General features: G+C 69.7%; 18 protein-coding genes and 1 pseudogene. 10 read left to right on the top strand and 9 right to left on the bottom strand.

What is annotated here, in order from left to right; translation table 11 throughout:
- Nucleotides 1–24: 24 nt before the first annotated feature.
- The 4 genes from deoC (at nt 25) to C2L58_RS29665 (ending at nt 4,476) form a co-directional block, all read left to right on the top strand.
- Nucleotides 25–999: a deoxyribose-phosphate aldolase gene (deoC, locus tag C2L58_RS29680; RefSeq protein ID WP_103340970.1), complete on the top strand. Its 975-nt coding sequence runs from the start codon at nt 25–27 to the stop codon at nt 997–999.
- Nucleotides 999–2,432 carry an aldehyde dehydrogenase family protein gene (locus tag C2L58_RS29675; protein WP_103340969.1) on the top strand — a complete coding sequence of 478 codons (1,434 nt, stop codon included), beginning with the start codon at nt 999–1,001 and terminating at the stop codon, nt 2,430–2,432. Before deoC ends, C2L58_RS29675 begins: the two co-directional genes overlap by 1 nt.
- The gene (locus tag C2L58_RS29670; protein WP_103340968.1) at nt 2,425–3,291 is read left to right on the top strand and encodes an aldehyde dehydrogenase family protein; all 867 of its coding nucleotides are present in this window, start codon (nt 2,425–2,427) and stop codon (nt 3,289–3,291) included. The genes C2L58_RS29675 and C2L58_RS29670 overlap by 8 nt, the downstream gene beginning before the upstream one ends.
- 114 nt (nt 3,292–3,405) lie before the next feature.
- Nucleotides 3,406–4,476 (top strand): beta family protein, encoded by a 1,071-nt coding sequence (locus C2L58_RS29665; protein ID WP_103340967.1) that lies wholly within the window; start codon nt 3,406–3,408, stop codon nt 4,474–4,476.
- A 2-nt stretch (nt 4,477–4,478) separates the two neighbouring features.
- Here the strand turns inward: C2L58_RS29665 and C2L58_RS29660 are convergent, their stop codons facing one another.
- Together C2L58_RS29660 and C2L58_RS29655 are read right to left on the bottom strand one after the other, a co-directional pair.
- Nucleotides 4,479–5,363, bottom strand: coding sequence for a GH12 family glycosyl hydrolase domain-containing protein (locus C2L58_RS29660; protein ID WP_103340966.1), 885 nt, complete (start codon nt 5,361–5,363; stop codon nt 4,479–4,481).
- A 64-nt stretch (nt 5,364–5,427) separates the two neighbouring features.
- Nucleotides 5,428–6,066, bottom strand: a complete 639-nt coding sequence (locus tag C2L58_RS29655; protein ID WP_103340965.1) for a TetR/AcrR family transcriptional regulator — start codon at nt 6,064–6,066, stop codon at nt 5,428–5,430.
- Nucleotides 6,067–6,245: 179 nt separating this feature from the next.
- Here C2L58_RS29655 and C2L58_RS29650 point away from each other — a divergent pair, with 179 nt between their 5' ends.
- The 3 genes from C2L58_RS29650 to C2L58_RS29640 are packed head-to-tail and all read left to right on the top strand — an operon-like array spanning nt 6,246 to nt 8,905.
- The gene (locus tag C2L58_RS29650) at nt 6,246–7,469 is read left to right on the top strand and encodes a cytochrome P450 (RefSeq protein ID WP_103340964.1); all 1,224 of its coding nucleotides are present in this window, start codon (nt 6,246–6,248) and stop codon (nt 7,467–7,469) included.
- Nucleotides 7,470–7,480: 11 nt separating this feature from the next.
- Nucleotides 7,481–8,671 (top strand): cytochrome P450, encoded by a 1,191-nt coding sequence (locus C2L58_RS29645; RefSeq protein ID WP_103340963.1) that lies wholly within the window; start codon nt 7,481–7,483, stop codon nt 8,669–8,671.
- A gap of 39 nt (nt 8,672–8,710) precedes the next feature.
- Entirely contained in the window at nt 8,711–8,905 is a 195-nt protein-coding gene (locus C2L58_RS29640) for a ferredoxin (protein ID WP_013222786.1), read from the top strand.
- 89 nt (nt 8,906–8,994) lie between these two features.
- Here the strand turns inward: C2L58_RS29640 and C2L58_RS29635 are convergent, their stop codons facing one another.
- Genes C2L58_RS29635 through C2L58_RS29620 form a run of 4 tightly spaced genes read right to left on the bottom strand, consistent with a single transcriptional unit; the run spans nt 8,995 to nt 13,088 of the window.
- Complete coding sequence (locus C2L58_RS29635; RefSeq protein WP_013222785.1) at nt 8,995–9,828, bottom strand: carbohydrate ABC transporter permease; 834 nt, start codon at nt 9,826–9,828, stop codon at nt 8,995–8,997.
- Nucleotides 9,825–10,757 (bottom strand): carbohydrate ABC transporter permease, encoded by a 933-nt coding sequence (locus tag C2L58_RS29630; protein WP_103340962.1) that lies wholly within the window; start codon nt 10,755–10,757, stop codon nt 9,825–9,827. Before C2L58_RS29630 ends, C2L58_RS29635 begins: the two co-directional genes overlap by 4 nt.
- Complete coding sequence (locus C2L58_RS29625) at nt 10,757–12,097, bottom strand: ABC transporter substrate-binding protein (protein ID WP_103340961.1); 1,341 nt, start codon at nt 12,095–12,097, stop codon at nt 10,757–10,759. The genes C2L58_RS29630 and C2L58_RS29625 overlap by 1 nt, the downstream gene beginning before the upstream one ends.
- Complete coding sequence (locus tag C2L58_RS29620) at nt 12,084–13,088, bottom strand: zinc-dependent alcohol dehydrogenase family protein (RefSeq protein ID WP_103340960.1); 1,005 nt, start codon at nt 13,086–13,088, stop codon at nt 12,084–12,086. Before C2L58_RS29620 ends, C2L58_RS29625 begins: the two co-directional genes overlap by 14 nt.
- 127 nt (nt 13,089–13,215) lie before the next feature.
- On the opposite strand from C2L58_RS29620, the gene C2L58_RS29615 reads away from it, so the two are divergent.
- Both C2L58_RS29615 and C2L58_RS29610 read left to right on the top strand, forming a co-directional pair.
- Entirely contained in the window at nt 13,216–14,205 is a 990-nt protein-coding gene (locus C2L58_RS29615) for a sugar-binding transcriptional regulator (RefSeq protein ID WP_103340959.1), read from the top strand.
- Nucleotides 14,206–14,359: 154 nt separating this feature from the next.
- Nucleotides 14,360–15,013 carry a hypothetical protein gene (locus C2L58_RS29610; RefSeq protein WP_233226012.1) on the top strand — a complete coding sequence of 218 codons (654 nt, stop codon included), beginning with the start codon at nt 14,360–14,362 and terminating at the stop codon, nt 15,011–15,013.
- Here the strand turns inward: C2L58_RS29610 and C2L58_RS29605 are convergent.
- Entirely contained in the window at nt 14,901–15,227 is a 327-nt protein-coding gene (locus tag C2L58_RS29605; RefSeq protein ID WP_103340958.1) for a winged helix-turn-helix transcriptional regulator, read from the bottom strand. The two genes, C2L58_RS29610 and C2L58_RS29605, sit on opposite strands and share 113 nt — an antisense overlap.
- Before the next feature lie 59 nt (nt 15,228–15,286).
- On the opposite strand from C2L58_RS29605, the pseudogene C2L58_RS29600 reads away from it, so the two are divergent.
- Nucleotides 15,287–15,877, top strand: a pseudogene (locus C2L58_RS29600) (NADPH-dependent F420 reductase); the annotation flags it as partial.
- A 3-nt stretch (nt 15,878–15,880) separates the two neighbouring features.
- Here the strand turns inward: C2L58_RS29600 and C2L58_RS49950 are convergent.
- Both C2L58_RS49950 and C2L58_RS29595 read right to left on the bottom strand, forming a co-directional pair.
- On the bottom strand, nt 15,881–16,027 hold the full coding sequence (locus C2L58_RS49950) for a hypothetical protein (RefSeq protein ID WP_199191501.1): 147 nt from the start codon (nt 16,025–16,027) through the stop codon (nt 15,881–15,883).
- A 78-nt stretch (nt 16,028–16,105) separates the two neighbouring features.
- Entirely contained in the window at nt 16,106–18,610 is a 2,505-nt protein-coding gene (locus C2L58_RS29595) for a DEAD/DEAH box helicase (protein ID WP_103340956.1), read from the bottom strand.
- Between the last annotated feature and the right edge of the window lie 143 nt (nt 18,611–18,753).

Raw genomic sequence — 18,753 nt, 5'->3', positions numbered from 1 at the left:
GACCCGCCGCCTAGACTCAGGCGCATGACAGCCACGACCAGCACGTCAGCGGCGCCGGCCACCCCGGCACCGCTGGTGGACGCGACTCGCGATGACGCGAGCCTGCGCCGCTTCCTGCTCGGGCTGCCCGGTGTCGATCAGGTCGGCGTCGAGCAGCGCGCGGCGGGCCTCGGCACGCGCAGCATCAAGAAGGACGCCAAGCGGTGGGCCATCGACACCGCCATCTCCATGGTCGACCTGACCACGCTGGAGGGCGCCGACACCCGGGGCAAGGTCCGGGCGCTGGCCGCGAAGGCGGTGCGGCCCGATCCCGAACGCCAGGACACCCCGCGCGTCGCCGCCGTCTGCGTGTACCCGGACATGGTCGCCACGGCCGTCGAAGCGCTGAAGGGCAGTGGCGTGCACGTCGCGAGCGTCGCCACCGGCTTCCCCGCCGGGCGCACCAGCCGCGAGATCAAGCTGGCCGACACCGAGATCGCCGTCGAGGCCGGCGCGCACGAAGTCGACATGGTGATCGACCGCGGCGCCTTCCTCGAAGGCCGGTACATGGACGTCTTCGAGGAGATCCAGGCCATCAAGCAGGCCTGCGGCGACGCCCACCTGAAGGTCATCCTCGAGACCGGCGAGCTGGCGACCTACGACAACGTGCGGCGCGCGTCGTGGCTGGCGCTGCTGGCCGGCGGCGACTTCATCAAGACCTCCACCGGCAAGGTGTCCCCCGCCGCGACGCTGCCGGTCACCCACATCATGCTGCAGGCCGTCCACGACTGGCACGCGCAGACCGGCGAGCTGCGCGGCGTCAAGCCCGCGGGCGGCATCCGGACGACGAAGGACGCGATCAAGTACCTGGTCGCGGTGCACGAGGTCGCCGGCGAAGAGTGGCTGACCCCGGACCTGTTCCGCTTCGGCGCGTCCAGCCTGCTCAACGACCTGCTGCTGCAGCGCCGCACCCAGGTGGACGGCCACTACAGCGGCCCCGACTACGTGACGGTGGACTGATGCCTGTTTTCGAGTACGCACCGGCGCCGGAATCGCGCGCCATCGCGAACCTGAAGGACTCCTACAAGCCCTTCGTCAACGGCGAGTTCGTCGACGGCTCGGGTGAGCCGCTGAAGACGATCAACCCGGCCACCGAAGAGGTCCTGGCCGAGGTCGGCACCGCGTCGAAGTCCGATGTGGACACCGCGGTCAAGGCCGCGCGCAAGGCCTACACCGGCGTCTGGTCCAAGATGCCGGGCACCGAGCGCGCGAAGTACCTCTTCCGCATCGCGCGGCTCATCCAGGAGCGTTCGCGCGAGCTGGCCGTGCTGGAGAGCCTGGACAACGGCAAGCCGATCAAGGAGTCGCGCGACTCCGACGTCCCGACGGCGGCCGCGCACTTCTTCTACCACGCCGGCTGGGCCGACAAGCTGGACTACGCGGGCTACGGCCCCAACCCGCGCCCGCTGGGCGTGGCGGGCCAGATCATCCCGTGGAACTTCCCGCTGCTGATGCTGGCCTGGAAGATCGCCCCGGCGCTGGCCACCGGCAACACCGTGGTCCTCAAGCCGGCCGAGACGACCCCGCTGACCGCGCTGGTCTTCGCCGAGATCTGCCAGCAGGCCGAGCTGCCGCCGGGCGTGGTGAACATCCTGCCGGGCGCGGGCGACATCGGTGCGTCCATCGTGGAGCACGGCGACATCGACAAGATCGCCTTCACCGGCTCGACCGAGGTCGGCAAGGCGATCCAGCGCCAGGTGGCGGGCACGGCGAAGAAGCTGACGCTGGAGCTGGGCGGCAAGGCGGCGAACATCGTCTTCGAGGACGCCCCGCTCGACCAGGCGATCGAGGGCATCGTCAACGGCATCTTCTTCAACCAGGGCCACGTCTGCTGCGCGGGCTCGCGCCTGCTGGTGCAGGAGTCCATCGCCGAAGAGGTGCTGGAGAAGCTGCGCTACCGAGTCTCGACGCTGCGCGTCGGCGATCCGCTGGACAAGAACACCGACGTCGGCGCGATCAACTCGGCCGAGCAGCTGGCGAAGATCCAGGGGCTCGTCGAGGCCGGGGACGCCGAGGGGGCGCAGCGCTGGACCAGCCCGTGCCCGGTCCCGGACCGCGGGTTCTTCTTCGCCCCGACGGTGTTCGCGAACGTCCACCAGTCGATGCGGATCGCCCGCGAGGAGATCTTCGGGCCGGTGCTGTCGGTGCTGACGTTCCGCACGCCGGACGAGGCCGTGGCGAAGGCGAACAACACGCCGTACGGGCTTTCGGCCGGCATCTGGACCGAAAAGGGCTCCCGGATCCTGTGGATGGCGAACCAGCTGCGCGCCGGCGTGGTCTGGGCCAACACCTTCAACCGCTTCGACCCCACCGCCCCCTTCGGCGGCTACCAGGAATCCGGCTTCGGGCGCGAAGGCGGCCGCACCGGGCTGGAGGCGTACCTGAATGTCTGACCGAATTTCCGTCGCGAAGACGTACAAGCTGTACATCGGCGGCAAGTTCCCGCGTTCCGAGTCGGGCCGGGTGTACCCGGTGACGGACGGCAAGGGCAAGTTCCTGGCGAACGCGGCGCACGCTTCGCGCAAGGACGTCCGCGACGCGGTGGTGGCCGCGCGCAAGGCGTTCCCCGGCTGGTCGGCGGCCACGGCGTACAACCGCGGCCAGGTGCTCTACCGGGTGGCGGAGGTCCTGGAGGGCCGCCGCGACCAGTTCATCGCCGAGGTGTCGGCGTCGGAAGGCCTGGCCGCGAAGAAGGCCGAGTCCATTGTGGACGCGGCGATCGACCGCTGGGTCTGGTACGCGGGCTGGACGGACAAGATCGCCTCCGTGCTGGGTTCGGCCAACCCGGTGGCGGGCCCGTACTTCTCGTTCACGCTCCCGGAGCCGACGGGGGTCGTGGGTGTCCTGGCGCCGCAGCAGTCGTCGCTGCTGGGCCTGGTCGAGGTCCTGGCCCCGGTCCTGGCGACGGGCTCGACGGCGGTGGTGGTCTCGAGCGCGGAGCGGCCGTTGCCGGCGATCACGCTGTCGGAGGTCCTGGCGACGTCCGACGTCCCGGGCGGCGTGGCGAACATCCTCACGGGCCACGCGGCCGAGCTGGGCCCCTGGCTGGCCTCGCACGGCGACGTCAACGCGCTGGACCCGACGGGAGCCGCCCCGGCGGACCGCCCGGCCCTGGAGCGCGAAGCGGCGAACACGGTGAAGCGGGTGCTGACGGTCCCGGAGACGGAACCGGACTGGACGACGGCGCCGGACCTCACCCGGCTGCGGCGGTACCTGGAGGCCAAGACGGTCTGGCACCCGCTGGGCGTCTGACCTCGTCGATGAAGGCCACCACCTGGTCCGCCGGGTGGTGGCCTTCATTCGTGTGGTGGATTCTCCGCCGAGCCCCACCGATCTACGCTCGATGTAACCGGGTACTCACCTGACGTGATCGGAAGCTCCGTGGATGCGCACGCCGGCTTCACGACGCTGGTGGCTCTGCGCGCGAAGGCCGGCGAACTGGCCGCGCTCCGCGCCCTGACCCGGCCCGCCCAGGTCCGGCGGGTGCAGCCACTGCTGCAGTTCGACCCGGACCGGAAGCGGCCCGCCGACCAGCTCGACGACGTCGAGGACGTCGCACGCCACCTGCACCTCCTGGGCCGGAGCTGCTGGATCGACGCCTCCGACGTGGCGGACCGGCCCGGGTTCGGCGCCGGTGGCGCGCTCGGCCGGCTGGCCGACCACCTGGCCGGCCCGGCCGACCTCCTCGACACGGCTGGGCCGGTCCCGTTCGTCCCGGTGGTCCGCAGCGACGCCACCGAACAGGAGGCCGCGACGCTGGGGCGCCTCGGCGCCGAACTGGGAGCCGGAGTCGCCCTCCGGGTCCGGCCGGGTACGGCCGACCGGGACACCCTCGGCCGGCTCGTCGAGCGGCTGGCGCTCGAACCGGGCGACATCCACGTGGTCCTGGACCTCCAGTACGTCGCCGAGGCGACGACCACCCGGGCCGAGCGGGCCGCGGCCACCCTGGCCGTGCTCACCGGCCTGGGCCCCTTCGGCTCGACGAGCTTGCTGACCGGCTCGATCCCGAAGATGCTCGGCCAGACGGCGACCTGGGAACAGGCACGAGCCGAAGAAGTGCTGTGGGAACAGCTGGTGCGGGCCGGCGCCGCGCACCTGCGGTTCGGCGACTACGGCGCCGTGCACCCGATGCCCGGGCCGGGCTTCCGCAGCAAGCACGTCGCGCTGAAGTACACGTGCCCGCACCGCTGGCTCTACTCGCGAGAGCGGATGCCGGACGAGCCGGGCGAGGAGCCGGCCCGCGGCCGCGCGTTCCGGGTCGTGTGCCGCCGCGTGGTCGAATCGGCGGGCTACGCCGGCCCGGGCTTCTCCTGGGGAGATCACGAAATCCACGAGGTGGCGACGGGCGGCGGGCGGGCTCTGGGCGACACCAGCAAGCCGATCGCGTTCGCGACCTCGCACCACCTGGCCTACCTGGCCACCCGCGCCGCGGCTTGACGCTAGCTCATCGTCACCGAGAAGTCCGACAGCGTGAAGCGGGCCTTGCCGCCGCCGGTCGAGCAGAACTCGATGCCGTAGCCGATCTGGTTGACCGTCGGGTTCGAGGGGATCAGGCCCTTGCCGATCGCCCAGGCGATCATCGCCTTCAGGTCCACGCTGCCCGCGTACTGCGTCGAGCGGGACACGAACGCCACGTACCCGTCGTCGTCCGCCCAGACGTCGTAGGTGAAGCCGCCCGCCACGTACGTCGTCAGCTTGTCGCCCGAGGGTTGCTGCTTGCGGTTCTCCGTCCAGACCATCACCTCGGTGACGCCCTTGCCGTCGCCCACGCCGTTCAGCCAGAGGTCGTAGGCCACGTCGTAGATGCCGGTGCCCGGGCCGCGGCCGGCGAAGGTCGATTTGATCACCGAATAGTCGTTGAACGGCTTTCCGTTCTGATTGTTGATGTCCTTGTGCACGTTCGGATAGGTTTTCACCGACGTCGAATCGGGTTGGGTGGATTCGACGTACCAGTTGTCGTACGCGCATGCCCGCAGCGTTTCCGGGCCCGCTTCCCCGACGTTCCACATGTTGTTGTGGACGTAATAGCCGCCGTCGGACCAGCCGCCGTCGGGGTCGCTCGTGGTGAACTCCGGGCTGCGGCAGCTCCGGACCGGCGTGGTCGACGGCGGCGTCGGAGTCGACGGAGGCGCAGGTTGAGACGTCGAAGGCGCCGGCGACGACGATGAAGAAGGCGAAGCAGGGGCCGTCACCGAAGTAGGCGTGGGCGTCGGGGCCGGCAGCGAGGCCGGCGCGGCCGCCGCGCCGTCGACGGGCGCGCCGCCGCACCCGGCGAGCACCGGGAAGGAAATCGCCAACAACACGGCCAGCGTTCTTCGTCGCATTTTCCCGCCCATAGCTGCAATTGCCGGCAGAACGAGGCGGACCCTAACACGGAAATCGACGGAATCAGTCGGGGTCGAGGTCCTGCGACGTGATCGGACGGCCGGGGAGCGCCGAACCCGGCCGCGCGCTGAGGCCGTCGATCATGATGCCGACACACCGGCGGGCCGCCATCGCGGCGACCTCCGGCGACTTCGCGCGCATCTGGCGCAGCAGCATCGCGAACAGGATCGCGATGTCACCGGCGCCGACGTCGTCGCGCAGCTTCCCCTCGGCCTTCGCGCCGTCGACGAAGCCGTCGAGGACGGCCAGGATCTCGTCGCGCAGCCGGCGGACCTCCGGGTCGTTCTTGAGGATCACCAGCGCCCGGTGCGAGACCATCGCGAGCTGCACGCTCAGCTGCAGCTCGACCGACTGCCGCAGCAGCCGCTCGAGCGCCCGCCACGCCGACGTCTCCTCGGCGGCGATCACGCGCGCGTCGATCAGCACCCGTTCGAAGTTGTCCATCGCGACCGCCCGGATCAGCGCATCACGGTCCGGGAACCGCCGGTAGAGCGTGCCGACACCGACGCCGGCCGCGCGCGCGATCTCCTCCATGGGCGAGTCGGGACCGGAGGCGGCGAAGATGGCCTTCGCGGCGGCCAGGATCTGGTCGCGGTTGCGCCGCGCGTCCGCCCGCAGGGTGGTCTCGGGGTCTGCCGTCATGCCGTTCGCCTTCCGCTGAATCGCGCGGGGTGATTCTCGCACGGTCAGCAGGCCACACACTCCCCGCGCGAGTGGGTAGTCGGCATCTAGTGGACGAATTCCCTCCGCTTGAGTACCTTGGACAGGGAACCGGAATGTAATCCTCCGCATACTTTCCGTCCGATCTAGGGGGTTCCGAAATGACTGAATTGGCCGAAACCGCGGCGCGCATCGAGACTTTTCCGCTGGCCCGTACCTGCCCGTTCGCGCCGCCGCCCGCGTACGAGAAACTCCGCGAAGCGGGTCCGGTCCAGCGCGTCGGGCTGCCCGACGGTTCGGAGGCCTGGGCCGTCACCCGCCTGGAGGAAGTCCGGCAGGTGCTGACGGACCCGCGCTTCAGCTCCAACCGCTTCAACCCGGGCTTCCCGATCCTCGCGAAGGACGGCCGTCCGCAGCAGCGCCGCCGCTTCACCGCGTCGCTGATCAACATGGACCCGCCGAAGCACGGCGCGGCCCGGCGCGAGGTCGTCGGCGAGTTCACCGTCAAGCGCATGAAGGCCCTGCAGCCGCGGATCCAGCAGATCGTCGACGAGCACATCGACGCGATCCTGGCCGGCCCGAAGCCCGCCGACCTGGTCTCGGCGCTGGCCCTGCCGGTGCCGTCACTGGTGATCTGCGAACAGCTCGGCGTCCCGTACGCCGACCACGACTTCTTCCAGGTGCGCAGCTCGACGCTGCTCAACCGGGAGGTCGACCAGGAGACCCGGGTCAAGGCCGTCGACGAGCTGCAGACCTACCTCGACGAGCTGGTCGCCGCGAAGGAGGCGAACCCGACCGACGACCTGCTCGGCCGCCAGATCCTCAAGCAGCGCGAAGAGCACGGCGACGTCGCCCACGACGAGCTCGTCTCGCTCGCCTTCCTGCTGCTCCTCGCCGGGCACGAGACGACGGCGAACATGATCTCGCTCGGCACCGTGGCGCTCCTGGAGAACCCGGACCAGCTCGAGATCATCAAGAACGACCCCGGCAAGACGCTCGACGCCGTCGAGGAACTGCTGCGCTACTTCACCATCGCCGAGTTCGCGACCGCGCGGGTCGCCACGGAGGACGTCGAGATCGGCGGGCAGCTGATCCGCGAAGGCGAGGGCGTCCTGGGCCTGAGCTACTCCGGCAACCGCGACGAAGCCGCGTTCGAGAACGCCGACGAGCTCGACCTCGAGCGGGGCGCGCGCCACCACGTCGCGTTCGGCTTCGGCCCGCACCAGTGCCTCGGCCAGAACCTGGCCCGGATGGAACTGCAGATCGTCTTCGACACCCTCTTACGCCGCATCCCGGAGCTCAAGCTGGCCGCCCCGGTGGACCAGCTGCCGTTCAAGCACGACTCGTCGATCTTCGGCCTCTACTGCCTGCCCGTGACCTGGTGAGGGGGAACGCCATGACCGCCGTTCACGAATTCCCGATGACGCGCACGTGCCCGTTCGCGCCGCCGCCGGCGTACGCCGAGATCCGCGAGGAGGACCCGGTCACCCGGGTGGGGCTGCCCGACGGCCGGAAGGCCTGGGTGGTCAGCAGGCACGAGGACGTCCGGGCCGTGCTGAACGACCGGCGGTTCAGCGCCGACCGGCAGCACCCGGACTTCCCGCAGCTGGTGCCCGGGTTCCGGCGGCCGGACGACGAGCGCACCATGATCACCATGGACGCGCCCGAGCACGGGCCGGCCCGCAAGGCCGTGCTCGGCGAGTTCACCGTGCGCCGGATGGAGGCGCTGCGGCCGCGGATCCAGGAGATCGTCGACGAGCGGATCGACGCGCTGCTGGCCGGGCCGAAGCCGGGTGACCTGGTCGAGACGCTGTCGCTGCCGGTGCCGTCGCTGGTCATCTGCGAGATGCTCGGCGTGCCGTACGCCGACCACGACTTCTTCCAGACCCACACGACGAAGCTGATCAAGCGCGGCACGCCCCCGGAGGAGCGGCGGGCTGCGGTCGAGGCCGTGCGCGGGTACATGGGCGACCTCATCGCCGGGAAGGAGGACAACCCGCCGGACGACCTGCTCGGGCGGCAGATCGTCAAGCTGCGCGAAGAGGGCACCTACCGGCGGGCATCGCTGGCCGCGACCGGGTTCCTGCTGCTCGTCGCCGGCCACGAGACCACGGCGAACATGATCTCCCTCGGCACGGTCGGACTGCTGGAGAACCCGGACCAGCTGGCGCTGATCAAGAACGACCCCGGCAAGACGCTCGACGCCGTCGAGGAGCTGCTGCGGTACTTCACCATCGTCGACGCCGCCACCGCGCGGCTGTGCGTCGAGGACGCCGAGGTCGGCGGGCAGCTGATCCGGGCCGGCGAAGGCGTGCTAGCGCTGGGCTACGCGGCCAACCGCGACGAAACGGCGTTCGAGAACCCCGACGAACTGGACATCGAGCGCGGCGCCCGCCACCACGTCGCGTTCGGGTTCGGCCCGCACCAATGCCTCGGCCAGAACCTGGCCCGGATGGAACTGCAGATCGTCTTCGACACCCTCTTCCGCCGGATCCCCGAGCTCGAGCTGGCCGCGCCGGTCGACGACCTGCCGTTCAAGGACGACGCGAACATCTACGGCCTGTACCGGTTGCCGGTGACCTGGTAGAAGCGAACTGCCGAACCACCACAGGGGAAGAAGAGGACCATGAAGATCATCGCGGACACCGGCAAGTGCGTCGGCGCCGGGCAGTGCGTGCTCACCGAGCCCTCGCTGTTCGACCAGAGCGAGGAGGACGGCACGGTCATCGTGCTCGACGACCAGCCCCAGGGGGAGCTGGTCGAGAAGGCCCGTGAAGCGGTGCACGTCTGCCCGAGCCAGGCCCTCTCCCTCCAGGAGTGACCCGCTCCAGTTGTCGTGAGTGGTAAGGCGGGTTCTAACCCGCTTTACCACTCACGACAACCCAGCCACCTACCCAGCTGCGCTGCTTGCTACTTGACCGCGCCCATCGAGAGGCCGCGGACCAGGTGGTTCTGCGCGATCCAGCCGACGATCATCACCGGCAGCGAAGCCAGCAGCGCGGCCGCGGACAGCTGCGCCCAGTACAGGCCTTCGCTGGTGATGAACCCGACCAGGAACACCGGGACCGTGCCGGCCCGGGCCGCGGTCAGGTTGACCGCGTAGAAGAACTCCGTCCAGGAGAAGATCACGCAGATCAGCGCGGTCGCCGCGATCCCGGGCGCGACCACCGGCATGATGATCTTGCGCAGCAGCGTCGGCAGGTTGGCGCCGTCGATCCGGCCCGCCTCGATCATCTCGTGCGGCACTTCGAGGAAGAACGACCGCATCATCCAGATGGCCAGCGGCAGGTTCATCGACGTGTACAGGATGACCAGCGCCCACACCGTGTCGAGCAGCTCGGTGTTCTGCGAAATGACGTACAGCGGGATGATCGCCGCCACGATCGGCAGCATCTTCGTCGAGAGGAAGAAGCCGAGCGCGTTCGACGTGCCCTTGACCGGCGCCAGCGAAAGCGCGTACGCCGCCGGGACGCCGAAGAGCAGCACCAAGGCCGTCGACAGGATCGTCACGAACGCCGAATTCGACAGGTACGGCAGGAACCCGCCGCTCAGGACGTTGCCGAGCTGCTCGAACGTCGGGGTGAAGAAGAGCTTCGGCGGGTCGGTGTAGGCGTCCGCCTCCTGCTTGAACGCGGTGAGGATCATCCACAGCAGCGGGAACACGAACAGGATCGCGATGATCCAGGTCGCGACGGTCAGCGAGCCCTTGCCGTACTCGCGCTTGCGCGGGGCGACGGTCGTCATTTGATGCCTCCGCTCACCGAGAAGGTCCGGAACATCAGGCGCAGGGCGAAGGTCGCGACGATCATCGTCAGGATCACCACGATCACGCCCATCGCCGAGGACTGGCCGACGTCGAAGCCCTCGAACGCGCGCTGGTAGATGTAGTACGGCAGGTTGGTGCTCGCCGTGCCCGGGCCGCCCTGGGTCATCAGGAAGATCGCGTCGAAGCTGTTCACGATGTAGATCGCGCCCAGCAGGGTGGCCAGCTGCAGGAACCGGGACAGGTGCGGCAGCGTGATGGAGACGAACGTCCGCCAGCGGCTCGCACCGTCCACATTGGCCGCCTCGAGCACGTCCTTGGGCTGGCTCTGCAGGCCGGCCAGGATGAGCAGCATCATGAACGGCGTCCATTGCCACACGATCTGGGCCATCACCGACGCCAGCGGGAACTCCGAAAGCCAGTCGGTGTCGGTGCCGAAGACGAAGTGCAGGAGCCCGTAGGTCGGGTCGAACATCGTCGTCTTCCACAGCAGCGCGCCGGCCGCCGGCAGGATCAGGAACGGCGTGATGAGCAGCGTCCGGACCACGCCGCGGCCGAGGAACTTGCGGTCCAGCAGGATCGCCAGGCCCAGGCCGAGCAGGAGCGCGACGAACACGCACACGACGGTCAGCAGCACGGTGTTGAGCAGGGCGACCAGGAACGTCGTGTCGCTGAAGACGTCGATGTAGTTGTCCAGGCCGACGAAGTGCCGCGAGCCGGGCCGGACCAGGTTCCACGACTGGAACGAGTAGAACACGGTGAGCAGGAACGGCAGCTGCGTCACCGCGATGACGAAGATCAGCGCGGGCAGCAGGGGCAGCCGCCGCTTGGCCGCGGTGCTCAGGCCGCGTTTCTCTTCGACCTTCGCCTGCGAGGTGGACGTGGGGGTGGATACGGAGAGCGTGGACATCACTGCACCGCCTTGTAGGAATCGCCCACCGTCTGGGCGTAGTCCTGGGACTGCTTCAGGGCGTCTTCGACCGACTCGCGGCCGGCGATCGCGGCCGACAGCTGCTGGCTCACCCGGGTGCCCAGGTCCTGGAACTCGGGGATGCCGACGAACTGGATGCCGGGGTAGGGCACCGGGCTCGCCATCGCCTTCTGCTGGTTCGCGTCCGCGATGCCGTCGAGCGTGGGCTTCGCGTAGGCCTTCGCCGCGTCGGCGTACTCGGGGATGGCGTACGTCGACTGGCGGACGCCCGGCGGGACGCGGTTCCAGCCGTAGGTGTGGCCGACCTTCTGCACGTACGCCTTGTCGGTCATCCAGGCCATGAACTTCCAAGCGGCGTCCTTGTCCTTGGCGACCTTCGGGATGCCGAGGGCCCAGGTGTAGAGCCAGCCGCTGGCCTGCGTCTTGACGACCGGCGCCGGCGCGTACCCGGACTTGCCGACGATCTTGCTGCTCGACGGGTCCTCGTTGGTGCCCGCCATGACCGTGGCGTCGTACCACATCGCCGCGTTGCCTTGCGTGTAGCGCGTGCCGCATTCGGAGAACCCGGCGCTGGAGGCCCCGACTTCGCCGTGCTCGCGGATCAGGTTGACGTAGAAGTTCGCGGCTTCCTTGAACTCCGGCGACGTCAGCTTGGCGTTCCAGTCCTTGTCGAACCACTGCGCGCCGAAGGTGTTGGCCACGGTCGTGAACGGCGCGAGGCTCTCGCCCCAGCCGGGCTTGCCGCGCAGGCAGATGCCCGCCACGCCGTTCGCCTTGTCGTCGAGCTTCGCGGCGAAATCCGCGATCTGCGGCCAGGTCGGCTTGGCCGGCATGGTGATCCCGGCCTTGGCGAAGAGGTCCTTGCGGTAGGCCAGGAACGACGACTCGCCGTAGAACGGCACCGCGTACATCTGGTTCCGGTAGGACAGCGACTGCTTGATGCTGGGGATGAAGTCGCCTTCGTCGTAGCCGGGGGTGGCCGCCATGTGCGGCTCGAGGTTCTCGAGCCAGCCGTTGGCCGCCCACTGCGGGGCCTCGTAGTTGCTGATCATGACGACGTCGAACTCGCCCCCCTCGGTGGCGGTCGACGCGGTGATCTTGGCGCGGGCCTGGTTTTCCGGCAGGGACACGAACTTGAGGCCGATGCCGGTGGCCTTCTCGAACTCCGGCGCGAGCGCGATCGCGTCCTTCATCTGCGGGTTGGACACGATGGCGATGACGAGCGTGCTGCTGCCGGTGCCGATCGAGCCGGCGCCCGCGCAGCCGGTGGCGAGCAACGACGTCGTCGCGAGGAGGGTGAGGAGCTTACGCACGGCCACCTCCGGGGAGGACCTGCACCTTGAGGCCCGAGCCGCTGCGCATCTTGGCCAGCGCCTCGGGGTACTGCTCCAGCGGCAGGGTGTCGGTGAGCAGCGCGCCGGTGTCGATCGCGCCGCTCGCGACGAGGTCGAGGGCGGCGCCGAAGCTGTGCAGCACGGCCATCGAGCCGACGACGGTGATTTCGTCGTTGTAGATGCGGAACGGCGAAAGCGCGACGCGCGCTTCGGCCGGGGCGACGCCGAAGACGAGCAGCCGGCCCCCGCGCCGGATCGAGTCGAAGGCGGCTTCGATGGCGGGCGCGGCGCCGGTGCAGTCGACGGCGACGTCGAACTTCTCGCCGTTCAGGTCACCGACGTCCTTCGCGGTGGCGACGGCACCGAGGCTTTTTGCCCGTGGCAAGCGGGCTTCGTTGCGGTCGACCACCGTGACCTGCGCGCCGGAACGCTGCAGCAGCTGCTGCATGATCAGGCCCATGGTGCCGGCGCCGACGACGAGGAAGCGTTCGCCGGCTTCGACACCGACGCGGCGAACCCCGTGCACGGCACAGGAAACCGGCTCGACCAGCGCGCCCTGTTCCCAGCTCATCGTGTCGGGCATGCGGTAGCAGGTGGACGACGGGACGGCGACGTACTCGGCGAAGGCGCCGTTGACGGTGTCGCCGGTGGCGCCCCAGTTCGCGCAGAGGTTGCCGTGGCCGGCGCGGCACGGGCCGCAGTAGCCGCAGAACAGCGACGGGTCGACGGCCACGCGGTCGCCGACCTTCCACTCGCCCGGCACGTCCGCGCCGAGCTCGACGATCTCCCCGGCGAACTCGTGCCCGGGGACGATGGGGTACGGGGTGGGCGGGAAGTGCCCGTCCGCGATGTGCAGGTCGGTGCCGCAGATGCCGCACGCTCCGACCTTGACGACGACCTGACGTTCCCCGGGTTTCGGATCGGGCACCTCGCCGACCCTGATCTCACCGGGCCGGTCGACGATGGCGGCACGCATGCCTGCCCCTTCCTCGCGCTCAATTGAGCAACGTTGACCTATCGAGTCGAGAACACGTGAAGGCATTACAGGTCTGACGTCGGTATTACGTCAACCTTTCGGCTGGATTTCGCGCTATTATGCTCATATGAGCGCCGCCAAGAAGCCGCCTTCGCTTGCGGAGGCACTGCTGCTCGCCACCGTCGCCCGGCGCTTCTACGTGCAGGGACGCTCCAAGCTGGAGATCGCCGACGAGTTCGGCGTCAGCCGGTTCAAGGTGGCGCGGATGCTCGACACCGCCATGGAGTCCGGCCTGGTCAGGGTGGAGTTCTCCCTGCCGGCCCCGGTGGACCTGGCGCTGTCGGACGAGGTGTGTTCCGCGTACGGCTTGAAGCGGGCCCTGGTGCTCGAACGCTCAACCGAGCGCGAGCCGAAGGAGGTCGTCCGGGCCAAGATCGGCTCGCTGGCGGCGCTGTTGCTCGAGGAAATCGCGGTTCCCTCCGACGTCATCGGCCTGTCGTGGGCACGCTCGGTGAACGCGATGACCGAGGCGATCCGCACGCTGCCGCGCTGCCCGATCGTCCAGCTCTGCGGGGTGCAGGCCGGGATGGACATGCGCGGCCGCTCGGTGGAGACGGTCAGCCGCGTGACCTCGGTGTCCGGCGGCGACGCGTACCCGATCTTCGGCCCGCTGGTGCTGCCCGACCGCCGGACGACCGAGACGTTGCGGCGTCAGCCGGGGATCGCGGAGACGTTCGGGCAGTTCCGTCTTTTGACCAAAGCTGTGGTCAGCATCGGCGCGTGGCAGCCGGGCGAGTCGACGGTGTACGACGCGCTGGACGAGGCCGAGCGCGCGGCGATCGCGGCCCGAGGGGCGACGGCGGAGGTCGCGGCCCGGCTGTTCGACGCGTCCGGCAACGCTCTCTCCACCGGCTTGGCCCACCACGTCCTGGCGATCAGCCACGAGGAGCTGATGGCGGTCCCGGAGGTGATCGCCCTGGGCTACAGCCGCCCGAAAGCCGCGGCGGTGGACGCGGTTCTCCGGTCCGGCATGGTCTCGACCCTCATCACCGACGCCGCCGCCGCAGTCCCCCTCCTCGCCTTGGCCGCCAAAAACCCCGTCGTGAGTGGTAAGTAGGGTTCTAACCCGCCTTACCACTCACGACAACCCGGGGCGTACGGCACTTGCGGCCGCGTACTGCAGTGGGTGTAGGCGCAGCCTCGGCGGGTCCGGGGCGAAACCCGGGTCCGGCCCGATGTGCCCGCGGACCGTCTTCGCGAGCCTGGAAGCCATGAAGACTTCTCCCCGCTGGCGCCAAGCCGTCGTCTGGCTACACGTCGTTTCGTCGGTGGCCTGGATGAGCCAGGCCCTCGCCCTCGTCGTGCTCATGTCGGCAGGTGCGCCCGCGATGGCCGACCGGCTCGACTCCGTCCTGCTCGCGCCGATGGCCAACGTTTCCGCGTTCACCGGCCTGCTCCTCGCCGGCGCGACGGCGTGGGGCTACTTCCGGCACTGGTGGGTGCTGACCAAGTTCGTCCTGACGTTCGCCCAGCTCTACGCCGGGATCTTCCTGCTCTCGGGGGCGCTGCGGGAGTCCGCGCACACCGCGGTCGTCGCCTGGCCGCAGATCGCCGGGGCGTCGCTGATGGTGAGCGCGCTGGCCTTCCAGGCCTGGCTCTCGATCGCGAAGCCGGGCAAGAAGACGCCGTGGTCGCCGGCCGCGAAGCCGCCGGCCGCGCCGACGTGGGTGTTCGTGGCGGGGCTCGCCGCACCCGCCGTGGACGTCGCCGCCGGGATCGCCGTCGGCTACCCGCTGCCCGCCGCGGAACTGGTCATGCTGATCGTGCTGCTCGGGTTTGAGCGGCGACGACGTCGTCGCCGTGCTCGGCAGCCCAGCGTCCGAAGCCCTCGATCGGCCCCAGCAGCGTCTTCCCCAACGGCGTGAGCGCGTACGCGCCTTCGCACCGCTCGACGAGACCGTCGAATTCGAGGCGCCGCAGGGCTTCCGTCAGCACCTTCGCGCTGATGCCGCCGATGGCGCGCCGCAGGTCGACGTGCCGCCGCGGCCCGTCGCGCAACGCCCACACCACCACCGGGTTCCACGTGTTGGCGACCAGGTCGAACGCGAGCCGCGTCCGGCAATCCGCGAGGAAGTCCATGGTTACCGTTCGGTTCCTTCCCGGGCTCCTACCGTCGGTTCGGTACCAGCCAAGCACAAGGAGGACGCATGCGGATCGGGATCTTCGGCACGGGCGCGATGGCGGACGCGCTCGGCACGCAGTGGGCGCGGGCGGGACACGAGCTGAGGGTGAGCGGCCGGTCCGACCCAGGCGAGCTGGCCGCGCGGCTCGGCGCGTCCACCGGAACCTGGCGCGAGACGGCCGCCTTCGCCGACGTGCTGCTCCTGGCCGTGCCCGCCGCGGCGATCGGCGAGGTGCTCGCCGAGGCGGGGCCGCTGACCGGGAAGGTGCTGGTGGACTGCACCAACGACCCGGGCCTGACGGGCACCCCCGTGGCGTCGCGGATCGCCACGGACGCCCACGTGGTCAAGGCGTTCAACCTGGCGCACGTCGACGTCTGGCGGATGACGCCACCGGTGTTCGGCGGCCGCCCCCTGTCGGTGCCGTTGTGCGGCGACGACCGGGGCGCGCTCGACGCGGTGAGCACGCTGGTCCGCGACGTCGGCGCCAAGCCGGTGCCCGCGGGCGGCCTGGACCGCGCGGCCCTGCTGGAGGCCACGGCGGCGTTCGTCATCGGGCTGTGGTTCGCGGGCGAAGACGCCCAGGCGATCCTGACCCCGGTGGGCTGAGCCTCAGAGGCCGTATTCGATGGCGGTGGCGTTGGGGGTCGCCGACAGCGCGTACTCCACCATCGATGCGGCCGACGCGGCCGGGGCGAGCGCGACGACCACCGCCGCGGCGACGAAGATCCCGGCCAGCACGCGCTTGACTTTCCCCATGGTCCCTCCCGGTTCGCGAAGCCTCCACGCTAACCCGAAACCACGCCGCCGGACTGGGCCGTTGAGCGCAACCCGGCGTCAGTGCGCGCCCACCTCGGTCACCCGGACGACCGCCATCCCGGCCTCGTCCGACGCGGCCAGGTCGACCTCCGCGCTGATGCCCCAGTCGTGGTCGCCCGCCGGGTCGTCGAAGATCTGGCGCACCTTCCAGACGTCCGGCTGCTGTTCGATCATCAGCAGCTGCGGGCCGCGCGCGTCCGGGCCGGTGCCGAGCGTCTCGTACTCCTCGAAGTAGCCCTCGATCGCTTCCTGCCAAGCGTCGGCGTCCCAGCCCGAGTCCGCGTCCAGTTCGCCGAGCGGGAACCACGCCCGCCGCGCGAACAGCTCGACCCGGCGGAACAGCTCGTTGCGCACCAGGACGCGGAACGCGCGCTCGTTGCGCGTGACGGCCGGCGGCTCGGACGGCGGCCGCGTCGAGACCGGGCCCTCCTCGTCCGGGTGACGCAGGGCTTCCCACTCGTCGAGGAGGCTCGAGTCGACCTGGCGGACGAGCTCGCCGAGCCACTCGATGAGGTCCTGCAGCGACTCGGTCTTCGCCTCGTCCGGGACCGTGTGCCGCAAGGAGTCGTAGACGTCCGTGAGGTAGCGCAGCACCAAGCCCTCGGACCGGGCCAGCTGGTAGAAGCCGATGTACTCGACGAAGTTCATCGCGCGCTCGTACATGTCCCGCACGACCGACTTCGGCGACAGCTCGTAGTCGTCGACCCACGGGTGGCCCTGCCGGTAACTGTGGAACGCACCCTGCAGCAGCTCTTCGAGCGGCTTCGGGTAGCTGACGTTCTCGAGCAGCTCCATCCGCTCGTCGTACTCGATGCCCTCGGCCTTCATCGCCTGCACGGCCTCGCCGCGCGCCTTGAACTGCTGCTGCGAGAGCACCGGCCGCGGGTTGTCCACTGTGGATTCCACAGTGGACACGACGTCGAGCGCGTAGCTCGGCGACTCGAGGTCGAACAGCTCGATCGCGGCCAGCGCGAACGGCGAAAGCGGCTGGTTGAGCGCGAAGTCGAACTGCAGGTCGACGGTGAGCCGGATGATCCGGCCCTGTTCGTCCGGTTCGGACAGCCGTTCGACGACGCCGGCGGCGAGCAGCGCGCGGTAGATCGCGATGGCGCGCAGGATGAGCTTGCGCTGCGACGCGCGGTCCTCGTGGTTGTCCTCGAGCAGGTGCCGCATCGAGTCGAAGGCGTTGCCCGGCCGCGAAATCACGTTCAGCAGCATCGAGTGCGTGACCTTGAAGCTGGACGTCAGCGGCTCCGGGTCGGCCGCGATGAGCCGGTCGAACGTGCTCTCGGTCCAGTTGACGAACCCCTCCGGCGCCTTCTTCCGGACGATCTTCTTTTTCTTCTTCGGGTCGTCGCCCGCCTTCTCGAGGGCCTTCGCGTTCTCGACGACGTGGTCGGGGGCCTGCACGACGACGTAGCCGTCGGTGTCGTAGCCCGCGCGCCCGGCCCGGCCGGCGATCTGGTGGAACTCGCGGGCCTTGAGGTGCCGCTGGCGGACGCCGTCGTACTTCGTCAGCGCCGAGAAGACGACCGTCCGGATCGGCACGTTGATGCCGACGCCGAGCGTGTCGGTCCCGCAGATCACCTTGAGCAGCCCCGACTGGGCCAGGGTCTCGACCAATCGGCGGTACTTCGGCAGCATGCCGGCGTGGTGGACGCCGATGCCGTGGCGGACCAGCCGCGAGAGCGTCTTGCCGAAGCCGGCGGCGAACCGGAAGTCGCCGATCAGCTCGGCGATGGCGTCCTTTTCGGCCTTCGACGTCACGTTGATGCTCATCAGCGTCTGCGCCCGCTCGATGGCCGCGGCCTGCGAGAAGTGCACGACGTAGACCGGCGCCTGGCCGCCGTTGAGCAGCTCGGACATCGTCTCGTGCAGCGGCGTCAGCGCGTACCGGAAGGTCAGCGGCACCGGGCGCTGCACCGACGTGACGACGGCCGTCGGCCTGCCGGTGCGGCGGGTGAGGTCCTTTTCGAAGAAGGAGACGTCCCCCAGGGTCGCCGACATCTGGACGAACTGGGCCTTCGGCAGCTCCAGGATCGGCACCTGCCACGCCCAGCCGCGGTCGGGCTCGGAGTAGAAGTGGAACTCGTCGGCCACGACCTGCCCGACCGGGGCGTCCGCACCGAACCGCAACGCGATGTTCGCCAGGATTTCGGCCGTGCAGCAGATGATCGGGGCGTCCGGGTTGACGCTGGAGTCGCCGGTCATCATCCCGACGCTCTCGGCGCCGAAGATGTCGATGAGCTGGAAGAACTTCTCCGAAACGAGGGCCTTGATCGGCGCGGTGTAGTAGCTGCGGCGGCCCTGGGCGAGCGCGGTGAAGTGCGCGCCGACGGCGACGAGGCTCTTCCCGGAGCCGGTCGGCGTCGAAAGGATGACGTTCGATCCGGAGACGACCTCCATCACCGCCTCCTCCTGCGCCGGGTACAGCTCGATGCCCCGCTCGGCCGTCCAGGTGGTGAAGGCTTCGAAGAGGGCGTCGGGGTCGGGATCCGCAGGCAGGAGGTCTGTGAGAGTCATCAGGCGTCCATCGTGCCATCCGCTCGTCGCAAAGTCGGCAGGGGCGATCGCATCGCGAGTGCGAAACCCGTAGGCTTCGCGGTACCGCGCGGCGACTGGGTGCTACTTCCGGTCCCGCGCGCACACGGGCGGTACTCCGGAGG

It is taken from the genome of Amycolatopsis sp. CA-126428 (genome assembly GCF_002904335.1).
GTDB lineage: Bacteria > Actinomycetota > Actinomycetes > Mycobacteriales > Pseudonocardiaceae > Amycolatopsis.
The sequence above is the reverse complement of the archived record's forward strand: the minus strand, read 5'-3'. Positions and strand labels throughout refer to the sequence as shown.

Bases quoted from the DNA above. Each gene is read 5' to 3' on its own strand.
- C2L58_RS29605 (WP_103340958.1), bottom strand. From the start codon at position 15,227: ATGGACTTCCTCGCGGATTGCCGGACGCGGCTCGCGTTCGACCTGGTC.
- C2L58_RS29620 (WP_103340960.1), bottom strand. From the start codon at position 13,088: ATGCGTGCCGCCATCGTCGACCGGCCCGGTGAGATCAGGGTCGGCGAG.
- C2L58_RS29645 (WP_103340963.1), top strand. From the start codon at position 7,481: ATGACCGCCGTTCACGAATTCCCGATGACGCGCACGTGCCCGTTCGCG.
- C2L58_RS29670 (WP_103340968.1), top strand. From the start codon at position 2,425: ATGTCTGACCGAATTTCCGTCGCGAAGACGTACAAGCTGTACATCGGC.
- C2L58_RS29610 (WP_233226012.1), top strand. From the start codon at position 14,360: ATGAAGACTTCTCCCCGCTGGCGCCAAGCCGTCGTCTGGCTACACGTC.
- C2L58_RS29650 (WP_103340964.1), top strand. From the start codon at position 6,246: ATGACTGAATTGGCCGAAACCGCGGCGCGCATCGAGACTTTTCCGCTG.
- C2L58_RS29675 (WP_103340969.1), top strand. From the start codon at position 999: ATGCCTGTTTTCGAGTACGCACCGGCGCCGGAATCGCGCGCCATCGCG.
- C2L58_RS29660 (WP_103340966.1), bottom strand. From the start codon at position 5,363: ATGCGACGAAGAACGCTGGCCGTGTTGTTGGCGATTTCCTTCCCGGTG.
- C2L58_RS29635 (WP_013222785.1), bottom strand. From the start codon at position 9,828: ATGACGACCGTCGCCCCGCGCAAGCGCGAGTACGGCAAGGGCTCGCTG.
- C2L58_RS29630 (WP_103340962.1), bottom strand. From the start codon at position 10,757: ATGTCCACGCTCTCCGTATCCACCCCCACGTCCACCTCGCAGGCGAAG.
- C2L58_RS29655 (WP_103340965.1), bottom strand. From the start codon at position 6,066: ATGACGGCAGACCCCGAGACCACCCTGCGGGCGGACGCGCGGCGCAAC.
- deoC (WP_103340970.1), top strand. From the start codon at position 25: ATGACAGCCACGACCAGCACGTCAGCGGCGCCGGCCACCCCGGCACCG.
- C2L58_RS49950 (WP_199191501.1), bottom strand. From the start codon at position 16,027: ATGGGGAAAGTCAAGCGCGTGCTGGCCGGGATCTTCGTCGCCGCGGCG.
- C2L58_RS29640 (WP_013222786.1), top strand. From the start codon at position 8,711: ATGAAGATCATCGCGGACACCGGCAAGTGCGTCGGCGCCGGGCAGTGC.
- C2L58_RS29615 (WP_103340959.1), top strand. From the start codon at position 13,216: ATGAGCGCCGCCAAGAAGCCGCCTTCGCTTGCGGAGGCACTGCTGCTC.
- C2L58_RS29595 (WP_103340956.1), bottom strand. From the start codon at position 18,610: ATGACTCTCACAGACCTCCTGCCTGCGGATCCCGACCCCGACGCCCTC.